The sequence below is a fragment of the Paenibacillus aestuarii genome (assembly GCF_027789125.1).
Taxonomy (GTDB): Bacteria; Bacillota; Bacilli; order Paenibacillales; family NBRC-103111; genus Paenibacillus_E; species Paenibacillus_E aestuarii.
The window spans coordinates 144,920-158,647 of sequence record NZ_JAQFVF010000022.1 but is presented as its reverse complement, the minus strand read 5'-3'; the positions used below and the strand labels follow the sequence as shown (position 1 = coordinate 158,647).

19 protein-coding genes are annotated in these 13,728 nt (G+C 51.1%); 13 read left to right on the top strand and 6 right to left on the bottom strand.

Features of this window, described 5'->3' with window-relative positions; translation table 11 throughout:
- Positions 1-217: 217 nt before the first annotated feature.
- The gene (locus O9139_RS08140) at positions 218-1,180 is read left to right on the top strand and encodes an aldolase catalytic domain-containing protein (RefSeq protein WP_270878954.1); all 963 of its coding nucleotides are present in this window, start codon (positions 218-220) and stop codon (positions 1,178-1,180) included.
- A gap of 78 nt (positions 1,181-1,258) precedes the next feature.
- Here O9139_RS08140 and O9139_RS08135 read toward each other — a convergent pair whose 3' ends face one another.
- The gene (locus tag O9139_RS08135) at positions 1,259-1,567 is read right to left on the bottom strand and encodes a hypothetical protein (RefSeq protein WP_270878953.1); all 309 of its coding nucleotides are present in this window, start codon (positions 1,565-1,567) and stop codon (positions 1,259-1,261) included.
- 128 nt (positions 1,568-1,695) lie between these two features.
- On the bottom strand, positions 1,696-2,262 hold the full coding sequence (locus O9139_RS08130; protein WP_270878952.1) for a CGNR zinc finger domain-containing protein: 567 nt from the start codon (positions 2,260-2,262) through the stop codon (positions 1,696-1,698).
- Positions 2,263-2,431: 169 nt separating this feature from the next.
- Here O9139_RS08130 and O9139_RS08125 point away from each other — a divergent pair, with 169 nt between their 5' ends.
- From O9139_RS08125 to O9139_RS08115, 3 genes are all read left to right on the top strand, one after another.
- Positions 2,432-2,923 carry a DinB family protein gene (locus tag O9139_RS08125; protein WP_270878951.1) on the top strand — a complete coding sequence of 164 codons (492 nt, stop codon included), beginning with the start codon at positions 2,432-2,434 and terminating at the stop codon, positions 2,921-2,923.
- A gap of 92 nt (positions 2,924-3,015) precedes the next feature.
- Positions 3,016-3,771: a response regulator transcription factor gene (locus O9139_RS08120; protein ID WP_270878950.1), complete on the top strand. Its 756-nt coding sequence runs from the start codon at positions 3,016-3,018 to the stop codon at positions 3,769-3,771.
- Positions 3,768-5,135, top strand: coding sequence for a sensor histidine kinase (locus tag O9139_RS08115; protein WP_270878949.1), 1,368 nt, complete (start codon positions 3,768-3,770; stop codon positions 5,133-5,135). Before O9139_RS08120 ends, O9139_RS08115 begins: the two co-directional genes overlap by 4 nt.
- 72 nt (positions 5,136-5,207) lie before the next feature.
- Here the strand turns inward: O9139_RS08115 and O9139_RS08110 are convergent, their stop codons facing one another.
- On the bottom strand, positions 5,208-5,669 hold the full coding sequence (locus tag O9139_RS08110) for an Hsp20/alpha crystallin family protein (protein WP_270878948.1): 462 nt from the start codon (positions 5,667-5,669) through the stop codon (positions 5,208-5,210).
- Between the two features lie 137 nt (positions 5,670-5,806).
- Between O9139_RS08110 and O9139_RS08105 the strand changes: the two genes are divergently transcribed.
- From O9139_RS08105 to O9139_RS08085, 5 genes are all read left to right on the top strand, one after another.
- Positions 5,807-6,031, top strand: coding sequence for a spore germination protein (locus O9139_RS08105; protein WP_270878947.1), 225 nt, complete (start codon positions 5,807-5,809; stop codon positions 6,029-6,031).
- 23 nt (positions 6,032-6,054) lie between these two features.
- The gene (locus O9139_RS08100; protein WP_270878946.1) at positions 6,055-6,264 is read left to right on the top strand and encodes a spore germination protein GerPB; all 210 of its coding nucleotides are present in this window, start codon (positions 6,055-6,057) and stop codon (positions 6,262-6,264) included.
- Between the two features lie 61 nt (positions 6,265-6,325).
- Positions 6,326-7,048 (top strand): spore germination protein GerPC, encoded by a 723-nt coding sequence (gerPC, locus tag O9139_RS08095; protein ID WP_270878945.1) that lies wholly within the window; start codon positions 6,326-6,328, stop codon positions 7,046-7,048.
- 6 nt (positions 7,049-7,054) lie between these two features.
- Positions 7,055-7,237: a spore gernimation protein GerPD gene (locus tag O9139_RS08090; protein WP_377525822.1), complete on the top strand. Its 183-nt coding sequence runs from the start codon at positions 7,055-7,057 to the stop codon at positions 7,235-7,237.
- A 4-nt stretch (positions 7,238-7,241) separates the two neighbouring features.
- A complete protein-coding gene (locus O9139_RS08085; RefSeq protein WP_270878944.1) occupies positions 7,242-7,715 on the top strand; it encodes a spore germination protein GerPE in 474 nt (157 codons plus the stop codon).
- 51 nt (positions 7,716-7,766) lie between these two features.
- On the opposite strand, the gene O9139_RS08080 is transcribed toward O9139_RS08085, so the two are convergent.
- Both O9139_RS08080 and O9139_RS08075 read right to left on the bottom strand, forming a co-directional pair.
- The gene (locus tag O9139_RS08080; protein ID WP_270878943.1) at positions 7,767-9,398 is read right to left on the bottom strand and encodes an S-layer homology domain-containing protein; all 1,632 of its coding nucleotides are present in this window, start codon (positions 9,396-9,398) and stop codon (positions 7,767-7,769) included.
- 146 nt (positions 9,399-9,544) lie between these two features.
- Entirely contained in the window at positions 9,545-10,498 is a 954-nt protein-coding gene (locus tag O9139_RS08075; protein ID WP_270878942.1) for a sensor domain-containing diguanylate cyclase, read from the bottom strand.
- Between the two features lie 283 nt (positions 10,499-10,781).
- Between O9139_RS08075 and O9139_RS08070 the strand changes: the two genes are divergently transcribed.
- Positions 10,782-11,483: a response regulator transcription factor gene (locus O9139_RS08070; RefSeq protein ID WP_270878941.1), complete on the top strand. Its 702-nt coding sequence runs from the start codon at positions 10,782-10,784 to the stop codon at positions 11,481-11,483.
- A 9-nt stretch (positions 11,484-11,492) separates the two neighbouring features.
- Here the strand turns inward: O9139_RS08070 and O9139_RS08065 are convergent, their stop codons facing one another.
- Entirely contained in the window at positions 11,493-12,230 is a 738-nt protein-coding gene (locus O9139_RS08065) for a DUF554 domain-containing protein (protein WP_270878940.1), read from the bottom strand.
- Between the two features lie 125 nt (positions 12,231-12,355).
- Here O9139_RS08065 and O9139_RS08060 point away from each other — a divergent pair, with 125 nt between their 5' ends.
- The 3 genes from O9139_RS08060 to O9139_RS08050 all read left to right on the top strand — a co-directional run bounded on the left by O9139_RS08060 (position 12,356) and on the right by O9139_RS08050 (position 13,715).
- Positions 12,356-12,592 carry a hypothetical protein gene (locus O9139_RS08060; protein ID WP_270878939.1) on the top strand — a complete coding sequence of 79 codons (237 nt, stop codon included), beginning with the start codon at positions 12,356-12,358 and terminating at the stop codon, positions 12,590-12,592.
- A 102-nt stretch (positions 12,593-12,694) separates the two neighbouring features.
- Positions 12,695-13,336 (top strand): thiamine diphosphokinase, encoded by a 642-nt coding sequence (locus tag O9139_RS08055; protein ID WP_270878938.1) that lies wholly within the window; start codon positions 12,695-12,697, stop codon positions 13,334-13,336.
- Positions 13,337-13,442: 106 nt separating this feature from the next.
- Positions 13,443-13,715, top strand: coding sequence for a helix-turn-helix domain-containing protein (locus O9139_RS08050; protein WP_270878937.1), 273 nt, complete (start codon positions 13,443-13,445; stop codon positions 13,713-13,715).
- Positions 13,716-13,728 lie beyond the last annotated feature (13 nt).

Genomic DNA, 13,728 nt, shown 5'->3' with positions numbered 1-13,728 from the left:
GCAGCAAGCACCTTAAGCCACACCACGCACCACAAGTGCGGATGGCCTAACGTGCACGCTAATTCACAAGAAATAACATAATAATCACAAGAATGTGCGCAATAACGGCTGCCACAGCAGGTTATAGCGGATTACATTGACAAGCCTGCTTGAATTAAGTGATAATATTATATCAAATTAGAAGCGATTATGAGCTTGGGAAAGGGGCATTACGAGCATGGTAAAGCAGCATCAACACAAGATTATAGATTGTACGATTCGCGACGGCGGTTTGGTGAACGATTGGGATTTTAGCGTAGAGTTTGTCCAAGACATGTATCGCGGTTTAAGTGCAGCCGGCGTTGAATATATGGAAATTGGCTACAAGAACTCTGAGAAGCTGCTAAAAGGCGGAGCCTCCGGTCCATGGAGATTCCTGAATGAATCCTTCCTGCGTGACGTAATTACCCGCAAAACCGATACGAAGCTCTCAGCGCTTGTAGATATCGGCCGTGTCGATGAGAAAGATATTTTGCCTCGTGAAGACAGTCTGCTGGATTTGATTCGGGTGGCTTGCTACATCAAAGATGTAGACAAAGGTCTGGATCTAGTCCAAAAATTCCATGATATGGGCTACGAAACGTCCCTGAACATCATGGCGCTCTCCCACGTAATGGAGAATGAGCTAGTGGAGGCTTTTGAAGAGATTAACAAAAGCCCAGTTGACGTCGTGTACATCGTCGACTCCTACGGCAGCATGGATAATAAAGATATTGATTATCTCGTAACGAAATTCCAACGCCTGCTTCCGGAGAAAGAGCTCGGCTTGCATATGCACAACAACATGCAGCTGGCGTTCTCCAACACGATTGCAGGAGCTTCCAAAGGCGTAACCTTCCTGGACTCTTCCGTGTACGGAATGGGACGCGCAGCCGGCAACTGTACGACAGAGCTGCTGCTTAGCTATTTGAAAGGCGCGCGCTACGACGTTCGCCCTGTGCTTGAAATCATTGAGAAGCATATGGTTGCCATGCGTCAAAAATGGGACTGGGGCTACCTCATCCCTTACATGATCGTCGGTGCGCTGGATGAACATCCACGTACGGCAATGGCACACTTGAACGGTCCGGACCGAGACAAATATGTGGATTTCTATGATCGCTTAACATCTGTCGAAACCGCACCATCTACAAGAAACTAATAGCTCCACCTAATGAAACACCCCTTCACTGGTTGAAATGAGGTCTTGCCTCACTTCATCCGGAAGGGGTGTTGTGCATTATTTAATAATTTTGGCGGACACAATATAATCCTCAGCCACGGAACGGTCAATAAGGAAAATAAAGTCCTCGCCCTTTCGTCCTGTACTCTTTTTGCTGAAAACTTCAATGTACTCACTGTCGATCGGATCTGTGCAGCCTTCATTTGCATAAATGATGCCATCCTGCAGCCGCTTAATAGCCTCAACCATCATTTCCTTGGAGGACAGCTTGCCCTGAAGCTCTACATAGACTTTTCCCGAAGCGTCGTGATCCTGAAGAATGATCGCAACCTTTTGACTAGTCTTTTTTTTAGAAGAAACACTCATGTCTCCGACTCCTTCATTCAGCTTATACACGATTATCATATGAGCATGAGGATGAACGTGGACTAGGCTAACGAACAAAACATGCGAAGCTGTCCCACGTTGTTCCCCTGCTGTCCTCTTCCTGCCCGCTACCCGTTGTCCTTGATGGCCTCGGCTTTTTTCTTCGCTCGAAACCGGCGAACCTTCATGAGATTGCCGCACATTTTATCATCACAATACCGCTTGGTCCGGTTCCGCGTATCGTCATAGAATACCCATCTGCAGTCGCTGTTCTCACAGAACCGAATCCGCACCGTTTCTCCCTCTATCACAGTTCCGGCGAAATCAGCGGCGACCTCAGCCATCACTTGCGTCCACTCCTGCTTAGCAGGCACCATGCTCAAGTGCAATTCGCTCCCTTCACCCGCAAGCTGCCGGGTAATAAGTCCCCCAGACATCGCCGCATTGAGCCAGTCCCGGTCAGCTTGAGCCATGGCCCCTCCTTCTGACAAATCAGCAGCCAACTGCTGCAAACGCCCGCGAAACTGCTCTAGAACACGAATATCGTCTTCCAAAGCAGGGATTGGCGCAGACAAACACCATTTGCCCAAAAAGGCATGCTGCCACGATGACAGCACAAGCCGATTCTCCGAACGCCCGCTCCCCCGCCAGTCATGATAGTCGCTGTTTACAAAATCTGTCCAGAGTGATTCCATATTTCAACATGCCCCCATACCCATACAACCACGTAACCACCTAATGCGAGTTACAGTTGTTACCAAAATAAATCTATGCTATATTTTCATTGTAACGCCTTAACCAACTATTAGCTAGTTACATTTCAACGCCCACACCCAATTTCCCCAATGAGGAGGCCATCCAAACATGAGTCAAAATCAAGTGAATCAGCTTGTCCTGCAATGGGATCACATCTGGGAAAAGGAAGAATGGATCGTTCCCGTCTCTGTCGCCTTAAACGGGCTCACAGCCAAAGAAGCAGCCTACAAGCCGGTCGGCGGAGCCAACAGCATCTGGCAAACGTTAAACCACATGAACTATTACAACGAAAGATTGGTAAGCCGTCTAACCGGTTCAGCCTTTGACAAAAGCGCAAGCAACAATGAGGAAACCTTCGGCCCCCCGGGCAACCCGGACGACGCGGAAAGCTGGCAAGCCACCGTCAAGCATGCGCATGCCATCGCGAAGCAACTACGCGCAGCGATCGGCGCACTGACAGATGCCGACCTTAGCCGCCCCTATGGCGCCTCCTCCACGCTCGGTCAGGAGTTGCCGCTCTGGATCCTGCATGATGCCCATCATGCCGGGCAGATTGTCCTCATCCGCAAGCTGCTCGGCGCTTGGCGGTCACCATCTTAATACCACTCTTTGTGCAGAGACGGACTTTGCAGAGGATACTTTCAGCCCGGATTGCGGATATTAACCAAAAAAGGTAGGGAGTGTATACCCGCATGAGCCGCATTCTGCTTATTGAGGATGAGGATCGTATCGCCCGGGTGCTGCAGTTGGAACTGGAGCATGAGGGGTATCAGGTTCATATTGAAACCGACGGTCGCAGCGGCTTGCATGCCGCTTTAACAGAATCGGACTGGGCACTAGTCTTGCTGGATATTATGCTGCCCGAGATGAGCGGGCTTGAGGTGCTCCGGCGCATTCGGCAAGTCGATGCGCTTCTTCCCATCATCCTGCTGACTGCACGAGATGCGGTGCCTGACCGCGTCAGCGGCCTGGATCAGGGAGCAAACGATTACGTGACCAAGCCGTTTGCCATCGAGGAGCTGCTGGCCCGGGTGCGCCGCTTGCTCCGCGAGAGGGAACTGCAGGAGCAGCCTGTCGATGCCAATGTCCTGAAGATCGATGACCTGACGATGGACTTAAAAAGCCGGGCCGTCGTTCGCGAAGGCAAGCCGATCGAATTGACGCCGACCGAGTTTGATTTGCTCCGCTTCCTCATCCAGCATCAAGACGAAGTGATGTCCCGCGAGCAAATTATTTCCGAGGTCTGGGGATACGATTTTGTAGGCGATACCAACGTAGTTGATGTGTACATCCGCTATTTGCGGCAAAAGATTGACAAACCCTTCTCCTGCAAGCTGATCCAGACGATTCGCGGTGTCGGTTATATGCTCAAATGCGAATCTCTAAACAAAGAAGATCCGGATGCTGAAGGGACCGCCCCTGCGAAGGGCGAGACAACGCAACGATGAGTCTGAAGGTCAAGTTCACGCTTTGGATGACCGCCGGACTCATGCTAATCCTTTTTTTCAGCTTCACCTTCGTCTACTACATGTTCATTCGTGTGACGACCAACGGCGAGATCGAACTGCTGAAGGAAAAAACGCGCGCGCTGCTGCAGCGTGACTTGCCTCATCACCCGGAGTACTGGACAGATAACAGCCAGTTGGATGAGTTCCTCATTCCGCAGGAAATGCTGCGCTACATTACTCCGGATTCCAAAGTGCTCTACCAGATTTATACAGATGTGAGCTTGCTCCGCTATCACGCAACTTATGTAAACAAGGAAACCGATACGGTCGAGACGGCCAGCGACGGTATTTACATATTCGTCAGAGTTCCTGTCTTTGACCAAGGCCATCAAGTGGCCACGTTAGAGATTGGTCGGAGCCTAAAAAAGTTAGGCGAATACTCCAACACGCTCATCTCGATTCTGCTGCTAACTTCGGTCGGGGCGCTTCTCATTGCTCTCATAGGGGGCTATCAATATACCAAGTTCATCTTCCGGCCGCTCCTCCATCTCATCGGCACGATGCAGAACATTGAGAATAGCGGCGCTTTCCGCCGCATCGAACTGTCAGAGAATCGGCCTAACGACGAACTTTATCGGCTGGGGGCGACGTTCAACCGGATGATGGACCGCCTGGAGGAAACGTTCGAGAAGCAGGAACAGTTTCTCGCCGACGCCTCCCATGAGCTCCGCACCCCGCTTACGATTATCGACAGCTATGCGAGCTTGCTTCGCCGCTGGGCCCTCAGTGATGATAAGCTGCGCGAAGAAGCACTGGACGCGATTCAGTCTGAGGCCACCCAATTGAAGCTCCTCACCCAACAGCTGCTGTCCTTAACCAGTATGGAACGTGAAAGCTGCGAACAAGCCGTTCCCTTTGATCTGCTGCATCTCGCCCGGCAAACGGCCTCGTCGCTGCGAGTGTCCTCCGGCCGCAGCATTGAAGTTCACCTGCCGCCGAATATGGAAGAGCTGCAGATCACCGGACACCCTGCCAAAATCAAGCAGCTCCTCGTCATTCTGGTCGACAACGCGCTCAAATACAGCAAGCAGGCCGTTGAGATTCGCATCGAACAGGAGAACGCTGAATCCGTCAAGCTGCTCTTTATCGATCAGGGCATTGGCATCGCCGAGAAAGATCTGCCCCACCTCTTCGATCGCTTTTACCGGGCGGATAAAGCAAGGAATCGCAAGCAAGGCGGCGTAGGCCTCGGCCTCGCGATCGCCATGAACATCGTCCAGCAGCATAAGGGAACGATCAAGCTTCAAAGCCAACTCGGCCGCGGCACTACAGTGATCGTCACACTGCCGATAACATGTGTCTGACCCAGCGCGCCGTCTATCACAAAGCCCTGTCCCCCCTTATCAGGTGGTACAGGGCTTTTGATTTCCGTCCGGCTAGAATCGAATAAACGCCTCGACATAATGCTCTTTGAGCCCGCTTTTCCGCACCCGGATCTCCAATATCCGCTGCTTGTAGGTCACCCGCGTAGATCGCGGCAGCACAAGGGTCGGAAGCTTAACAGTCTTCTTTTTGCCGCTCAAATAACCTGTGATCTTAATTTGATTGGATTTCACGAATACACGCATGGCTCTCGGATCTTCGTCTTTGGGCAGCTTCACTTTGACGATCACATGTTCGTGCGTCTCAAAGGTTTCCGTCGAGGTGGATCCGGCTCGAGAGGATGTGTTGACCTCCGTGTTCGGCATCGCTTTTTTCAGCATGTCCTGTACATATCCTTCAACCCACGACATATTATCTAGAAAGGTCTGCCCTTTTTCACCGAAAGGCAGCTTTTGCCCTAAAAACTTTTCAATCTGCTCCCATTTCAGCCAAGGGTGGCGGCTAAACCCGCTCAAGCTCATCACCTCATTTTCATAAACAGTATATGTGTATACGTGCGGATCGTGACAACAGCCCGCCCAAAAATCAGGGCACCTCTAGGCGAATGTCCTCATATACTGAACGTGAAGGCTTGAAGCAAGGAGGAGCATCTATGCCGTCCATCGTAGGCGTTGTCAAAATTCTCACCGTGGGACCCAGTTCTGTTGTACATTTCGGCGATTCCGTCATCATCAGCCCCAACAGTTCTTCCAAAACATTTGCCGGCGCAGGCTCTTTCAACACTGGGGACTTTCCTCGTATCTATAATGCTTACAGCAATACGGTAACGAACGACTCCGATCTGATCGAGAACAATGCAAGCGGAGTGATCATCTAACAAAGCGAGGTGTTCACAAATAGATGAATTGCACGATCCATCAATCGATCATGATTCAATATTTGAAGGTGGGCTCTGTCGCCAACTCCTCTGTTCTGCAAATCGGCAGTGCGGGATCGATCCGTTCCTTATCCAACCTCTATAACACAGGAGGCTTCGTCGAACCAGCCGCCCAGCTCGGCACGAGCGCGACCAACCCGTTGTCCCTCGTTCCCCTGCCGCCTCCAACGTGATTCCGCTTAAGCGTCCATCACCGCATCCATTAGCGAAATAAGAAATGAGGTGCACCTGAAGATGCACAATCCCGTCACTTGGCAGCAATGGGCTCAACAGATCTGCACCTGCCTGGAAGCACAGCAGAAGCGTATCGATCAACTGGAGCAGACCGTGAACCAATTGCAGCAAACCGTGAACCAACTCCAGCAAACTATGGGCAAAATGCAAACCGACATCAGCAGTGCCAAAGAGCAATCCAAGATTCATATTGATAAAATCGAATACAATTTTGACCAGCTTAAGGTCGAGAAGCTCGATGGCACGCTGACCATCGGTCTCAATCCCAGCACCTTGAAGGGGATCGAAGATTTCTCTGTGAATGGGACTCCTGTCGGCAGTGACGGTTTCCCCGGCTTCATGAACGAGGGTATGGCCGAGGCTGGTCCGGAATCAGGTCCGGCGGGAATATCCGGACAGCCGGCGGCAGCGCCAGGCTCCTCCATCCAACAAGATGTGTCCTCAGGCATCGATCAGTATTTGCAGCAAGAGGTGCAGGCCGATCTGCGGAGCCTGGAGCAGAAATACCGGCAGCCGCTCGATGATGGCTACAAAGAGCTGATTCTCGACGATATCCGCAAGCAATTGGATACCCGCATTCAACATTATGTGAATCAGTACCGCGGCGTCGGTTTTAAAGAACCGATGGAAGCGATCACCACTAGCATTATGGAGAAAACGAAGCAGGATATTTTGAGTGCGCTTGAAACATACATAGCCAGCTTACCCAAGAAGGAAGGATGATGACTGATGATTAACTTCTGTGTGGAAAATAAGCAGCTAAACGTCGGCAACGTCCGCATCATCGGGGTTGCGAGCTCCTCGATCTTTTTGATTGGCGATACGAAAAATATTACGCTGTCATCGATGTTCGATACGCCGCCTGAATCCGTCATTATTTCGCCATTTGTGCCGCTGCCTGCGGAGAGGTAAGCAAATGGCGCGCATCTCAATCGTTGATTCCGTCGACATCAACGGCATCAGCTCAAGCAGCATCTTACATATCGGGGATCATGTCCGAACGGAGCTGCACACACAAGCCCTGGCCGTCCAGAGGGAAATTCCTTATTTCTACGGCAATGAGGGCAATTTCGACGTTTACCCGTTCTTCCGTAGGCCTTTCCCTGTCCCCCAGCCGCCGGAACCCGTCCAGATGACGGTCAATAACTGGGGGTCGTTCATTTGTGTCGGACCCGTGCGCATTCTCGGTGTTTCCTCCTCCGCACTGTTCCAGATCGGTAGTAATGTGACCTCGCAATCGGAAACAAGGATCAAACACTTCCGGCAGTCGGTCACTAACAAGCCGGGACCGAAGCAGCAAACCACCTTCGTGAAGCTCGGCGATGACGTCGGCGTCGGCGACTTCGAAGACGCGCTCCACCCCCCGCGGCCCCCACGGCCGCCGCGGTAAACGCCAAGAAGCCTGCGCACCTAAGATGCGCAGGCTTCTTCATGTCGCTGCTCACTTCGCGAGCAGCGGTGCGACGCGGCTGAGCAGCGTCGCCATCTCGGCGCGTGTCAACGACGCGCCGGGGCGGAACGTGCCGCCTGCGTAGCCGTCGACGAGGCCGTTGCTGCTCATCGCAGCAATAGCCTCAGCCGACCAGCTGTCTGCTGGCACGTCGGAGAACTTTGCAGCCGTTCCACTCTTCGGCTGCAGCTTCAGCACGCGGGAGAGGAGCACGGACATCTGCTCCCGCGTAATGCTTTGATCCGGCGCGAAGCGATCGTCGCTGATCCCTTGGATCAGCCCGTGCTGCTTCGCGATCAGGATGTCCTGCTGCGCCCAGTGGGAAGCAGGCACGTCTTTGAAGCCAGCGGCGGATGCAGAGACCGATTCGCCGGAAAGGCCCAGCACGCGGACCATAATGGCCGCGGCTTGAGCCCTGGTGAGCGCCGTGTCAGGCGAGAATGCACTCGAGGAAGTGCCGACCATCCAGCCGCGGTTCGCTGCGGCGAGCACGTCCGCTTGAGCCCAATGCTTCTGCATATCGGCAAAATAGAAGCCGTCCACCCACAGGCTGTAGTAATCCCACGTAGACGCGAGCTCCTGATTCAAGCTCCAACTTCCTGTTCCTTTCAGCTTGTACTTGTTAACGAGCTGAAGCTTGGCTTTCAACGACTGCTCGTTCTCGTACCAGACCGTGTAGGTGCCGGCAGGGAGCGTTTTCCCGCTAATCGTCGTTTCCTGATCATTCGGTTGAATCACGAACGTAGCCACGGGTGATTGGCTCGCGGAGTCGTACCGGGTCGTTCCCTGATACGTCTGCATCAGCTTATTCAACGTTTGCAGGGAAACCCCGGAGCCATTGAAGGACGCGTCCTGGTTCCAGTAGCGCCCGTAGAACGGAACGCCGAGCACCAGTTTTTCAGACGGCATCTGGGTCAGCGCATACTGAATGGATTTCTCGACAAAGGGCATGCTAGCCACAGGACCGGGCGTCGGATCACCCGGGTAGCTCTCATCGTATGCCATTAGCATTAAATAATCACTGACAGCAGACAAAGCTTTGTAATCATAAAGACCGATCCAGCTCTTGGTCGTGCCTGTCGGGTTTGCCGCTACCGCCACAGATACTTCCTTGCTGCTCGACAGCTTGTCCCGAAGCATCTTTACGAAATCCGTGTATTGATCACGGTAAGCCGCATCCACATTTTCAATATCCATATTAATGCCATCCAGATTATTGGATTGAATCGCCTGCACAAGTTGATCAACTAGCGTGTCGCGGTTCGTAATGGCTGCAGCTCCGACCGCCGCATCGAAATCGTTGCTCAGAAACGGGACTACCTTTTTCCCTTGCGCATGCATCTCCGTAATAAAAGAGGCCTGCAGCGAATCATCCAGTTGCAAACTGCCAACGCTATCTAAATGAAAATAACTAGGAGATACCACATCCAGTGTTTGTCCGCTTTTGTTCACTTGGGACACATACGTGCTCGGACTCCCAAAATACATATATGACATATTAAATTTTCCTTGAGCGGATATTGCCTCGGCTTTCACTTGCCCGTCCTGGCTCAGCCAAGTCGTCATTAACGCTGCAATGGAGACTACAGCAGCAAGCTTCGTGAGCTTCCTTCGAATTTTCAATAACATCATCTCCTTACCCGAGGATTTGAAAAACTTCGGCACATTAACTTCTATTTTGCAGGAATGTATACCGTTAGGGCTACGAGTAAATATTGGAGACAACAAAAAAACCGCTGTAAGTGCTCCGCACATCACAACGGTTGTATTTAAGTCTGCCGCTCATTCGGCATCGAATTCATTTGAAAAAGCTGAAAGTTTCTTTTGCCCCTCGTTTTCACCTGATAAAGCGCTACGTCCACTTGCTTCATGATGCTTGTCCCGTCACTAAACTCATTGTACAGCGTAATGCCTATGCTAACGGTTGCCCGAAATGAATGCCCTTTAACCTCCCAAGGCTGTTCCATACAGCTTACAATCCGCTGAGCAACCCCGTTCACTTGCGCCTCGGAGTCGATGGCATGCAGCAGGATGGCGAACTCGTCACCGCCCATGCGCGAGAAAAAGTCTTTGTCGCCTAAGCACCCTTGAATCCGCGTCACAAACTCCTGCAGGAAGCCGTCGCCGACATCATGACCCATCGTATCGTTGATCGTCTTAAAATCATCGATATCACAGTATAATAAGGCGAATGGCGTGCCGTTCCGCTTCGTGCCTGCAATCATCTGGCTCAACTGATCCTTAAACAGCCTGCGGTTAGGCAATCCTGTCAGCGGATCGTGATAAGCCATCGCAATCAGCCGGTTTTCTTGGTGTTTGCGCGTCGTAATATCATTAAGCCCATATGTAATCTGCACCAGATTACCGTGGTTGTCCTTGATTGGAATCGCTGTACATTCCAGCCATACATGGCCTTCGGCTGCGCGTTTGGCCCGGAACTCCAGCTTGCTGCTGCTCAGGCTCTGCATCGTCTTGATGAACAGCTTATGCAGATCCATCCGATATTCGGAGTCAACAAGCGCAAAGATATGATCCAGTGTCATCGGATGAAACCCGACAACACGTTCGAAACTCGGTGAAGCATACAACAAATCGCCCTGAATATCGATCACGCAGAAGAGATCCCAGGCTTGTTCGATAAATTGATACATGAATCGGTCTGTTTCTAACCATGCCAGCTTCGTATTGTCCGAATGTGCCATGCCGCTCAGCTTCGCCGCCACCTTTTTTCCACCTCAAATAGAGACAAAAGTAGCGTAGCATGCAAACATAAAGATTCTATAAAGATCTTACAAAGATTAGGTCAATTTACGTCGAAAAATGACAGATGATTTATGCTTTTCCTCTATCTGGACCAAGATTTCAATTATACCCTAACATTTTCCAAGAAAAGGTTAGAAATCTACAGGACAATCGTTCTATAATAAAAGTAAAATTTGAGGTGATAGGAGTAATTGCCTCAAACAGGAATATAGCTTCTTTCCGTAACTGAGGAGGATTTTAAGTATGTCAGGTGAAAAAATACTCATCGTCGATGACGAGCCTGAGATTGTCGAGTTAATACAACTCTACCTCGCCCGGGAAGGCTATCAGGTTATAACCTCAAATAATGGGCAAGATGTTTTCGAAATCGTTCAAGAGCACAACCCCGATCTCATCATTCTGGATATCCTGTTACCTGGACTTGACGGTATTGAGGTGTGCCGCCAACTGCGCAAAACGAGCAACACGCCTATTCTGTTCATTTCCTGCAAGAGTGAGGATATCGACATTATTCTAGGCTTGAGCATGGGTGGCGACGATTATATGACGAAACCGTTCAGCCCTAGCCAGCTTGTCGCCAGAGTGAAGGCTCATTTGCGCCGTTATTCGATTCGCGAGCAGCATAAGGACGACCCGCAGATCGTGAAGTTTCCCGGTTTGGAAATTGACTTGGTCAGCCACATTGTCAAAGTGAACGGCCAAACGATCTCGCTATCAGCCAAGGAATTCGACCTGTTGTCGCTCATGGCCAAAACGCCGAATCGCGTCTACAAAATCGAGCATCTCTTCGAGCTGGTCTGGAGTCTCGATAGTGTAGGCGATCCACGAACGCTCATCGTACATATCAGTAATCTGCGCAAAAAGATTGAGTCCAATCCGGCTGAACCCCGCTATATTATTACGGTGAGAGGCGTCGGCTACAAATTTAATGGAACTCCCGCTTAAGCAAAACGGTTAGAACCAGCGATGGAACCACTCCAGCAGCACGTTTTGCAGCGGGACGAATACCGCTGCGATCAGTAAGGCCGGCAGCATATTGGCTACATTGAACTTTTTGATTTGTAAAATATTCAAGCCAACACCCAGAACAAGAATCCCGCCTACGGCTGTAATTTGCACGATCATCGCATCCAGGGATGCCTGGCTGAAAGCCATCGCAATCAGCGTCGCCGCCAGCGCAATCATTCCTTGCAGCACGAACACGGACACAGCCGAGAACATGACGCCAATGCCCAGAGTGGAAGCCAGAATAACGGACAGGAAGCCGTCAAGTAACGATTTCGTGTACAAAATGGTATGATTATGCCGCAGCCCGCTGTCGAGCGGCCCCAGAATAGCCATGGCCCCGATGCAATAGATGAGCGTGGCCGTAACGAAGCCTTCGGAAATGCTCCCCTGTGCGCCGGACCCGATTCTTTTGCGCAGTGAGCGCTGCAACCAGTCTCCCAGTTGTTCAAGGCGCTGCTCGATCCGCAGCAATTCGCCGATCATGCCGCCAATGACGAGACTCAGAATGATTAGCACAATTCGATCCGATTTAAAAGCCATTGTCAAACCGAGCACAGCGATTGCGAGCCCAAGGCCCTGCATCACTGTGTTTTTTATTCCTTCCGAAATGCGCGGCAGCATCATTCCGAGCAAAGCCCCGACGATGATCGCGAGCGCATTCACAATAGTTCCCCATAAAGCCATGTTGATTATACACTCCAATCCCAGTTTGTCTGCGTTAGCCTCATACCATTCTACATGTTCTACTCATAATTTCCTACACCCCAGGAGAAAGTAATGGATAGGCTATGCGAAAGGAGGAATGCGGCATGTCTAACGATAAAACCATGGACCCTATGAGCGGCGAAAGAGTCGAGACGGATGGCGTTTATGCGGACGAGGCTGGACGCGAAGTTACGTTGAAACGCGGCGATGAATTCCCCGCCGATGTCATTCTGGGACAGACGACTTGGGAACTGAAAGGCTTCTCGATGAACGAAGCAGAAATTGACCACGATCAAAAAGAGAATACAAAGGTGCGGCGTCGTGTAACTTCGACGACTTAAGATTTTAAAGATTTTGAGCCTCCGAGCTGCGCTGCTGCAGCTCGGTTTTTTGTCCATTTATGGTATAATGAATGGATATGAACTAGAGGAGACGGAGCTGGAATGAAGGACAAACGGATTGTTATCGTAACGGGAGGAACTCTCGGCGAATGGTTTCGGCAAGAGCTGCATGAGGGCGATATACTTGTCGGCTCGGATCGCGGGGCGCTCTTTCTCGTCGAGCACGGGTACAAACCGCACATGGCTCTCGGAGACTTTGATTCGGTCAAGGAGGAAGAAAAAGACCGTATCCGGGCTGCAAGCCAGGCGTTCATGGATTGCGACCCGATCTATAAGGATTTGACCGACACGGAGATGGCCTTTGAATGGGCATTAGCCCAGCAGCCTTCTCATATTGTGCTGTTGGGTGCGCTGGGGACCCGCTTCGACCACTCGCTTGCAAACGTTCACTTGTTGCGTAAAGGGCTGGAGCAAGGAGTCACCTGCAAGATCGTGGATGCCAGCAACGAAATCATTGTCATTCATCAAAAGACACGCATCTTGCGTGGTCGGTATACACACGTATCTTTGCTGCCCCTCAGTTTGGAGGTGACCGGCATTACGCTCCACGGCTTCCAATACCCGCTGCATCAGGCAACGCTGCAGATCGGCCAATCCCTTGGCATCAGCAATGTGCTGCTGGAAGAGTCCGGTCTCATCGAGCTTGCCACTGGGCTTTTGCTTGTCGTCCAAAGCAGGGACTAAGGAAAAATTCTAAAATTCGACAAATGTTCAGTCCACCAACAACTGTCGATTCTGATAAGATTAAATTCGTTATTTTATAAATTTGGTATACTGGGGTTGTTCGTGGATGCAACAATTACAAGATAGCCCGGTGCCCGACGGATGTCCAAACAACAATCATGCTGTTATCAAGCGGTTTGCCCAGATTCATCTGCTGACCAATCGGGAAGCGGAAGTTGTCAGCCTTATCGCCTTAAGAGGATACAGCAATAAAGAAATTGCGCTGCATTGTACCATCAGCGAGAAGACCGTGAAGGTGCATATTGATAGAATAATGGACAAGGTCGGAACGAGATCGATGCGCAAGCTGCTTGCTTCCATCATCAGCACAACCTTATAGAGGAGCTGCCTTG

Bases quoted from the DNA above. Each gene is read 5' to 3' on its own strand.
- O9139_RS08140 (WP_270878954.1), top strand. From the start codon at position 218: ATGGTAAAGCAGCATCAACACAAGATTATAGATTGTACGATTCGCGAC.
- O9139_RS08135 (WP_270878953.1), bottom strand. From the start codon at position 1,567: ATGAGTGTTTCTTCTAAAAAAAAGACTAGTCAAAAGGTTGCGATCATT.
- O9139_RS08130 (WP_270878952.1), bottom strand. From the start codon at position 2,262: ATGGAATCACTCTGGACAGATTTTGTAAACAGCGACTATCATGACTGG.
- O9139_RS08125 (WP_270878951.1), top strand. From the start codon at position 2,432: ATGAGTCAAAATCAAGTGAATCAGCTTGTCCTGCAATGGGATCACATC.
- O9139_RS08120 (WP_270878950.1), top strand. From the start codon at position 3,016: ATGAGCCGCATTCTGCTTATTGAGGATGAGGATCGTATCGCCCGGGTG.
- O9139_RS08115 (WP_270878949.1), top strand. From the start codon at position 3,768: ATGAGTCTGAAGGTCAAGTTCACGCTTTGGATGACCGCCGGACTCATG.
- O9139_RS08105 (WP_270878947.1), top strand. From the start codon at position 5,807: ATGCCGTCCATCGTAGGCGTTGTCAAAATTCTCACCGTGGGACCCAGT.
- O9139_RS08100 (WP_270878946.1), top strand. From the start codon at position 6,055: ATGAATTGCACGATCCATCAATCGATCATGATTCAATATTTGAAGGTG.
- gerPC (WP_270878945.1), top strand. From the start codon at position 6,326: ATGCACAATCCCGTCACTTGGCAGCAATGGGCTCAACAGATCTGCACC.
- O9139_RS08090 (WP_377525822.1), top strand. From the start codon at position 7,055: ATGATTAACTTCTGTGTGGAAAATAAGCAGCTAAACGTCGGCAACGTC.
- O9139_RS08085 (WP_270878944.1), top strand. From the start codon at position 7,242: ATGGCGCGCATCTCAATCGTTGATTCCGTCGACATCAACGGCATCAGC.
- O9139_RS08070 (WP_270878941.1), top strand. From the start codon at position 10,782: ATGTCAGGTGAAAAAATACTCATCGTCGATGACGAGCCTGAGATTGTC.
- O9139_RS08065 (WP_270878940.1), bottom strand. From the start codon at position 12,230: ATGGCTTTATGGGGAACTATTGTGAATGCGCTCGCGATCATCGTCGGG.
- O9139_RS08060 (WP_270878939.1), top strand. From the start codon at position 12,356: ATGTCTAACGATAAAACCATGGACCCTATGAGCGGCGAAAGAGTCGAG.
- O9139_RS08055 (WP_270878938.1), top strand. From the start codon at position 12,695: ATGAAGGACAAACGGATTGTTATCGTAACGGGAGGAACTCTCGGCGAA.
- O9139_RS08050 (WP_270878937.1), top strand. From the start codon at position 13,443: ATGCAACAATTACAAGATAGCCCGGTGCCCGACGGATGTCCAAACAAC.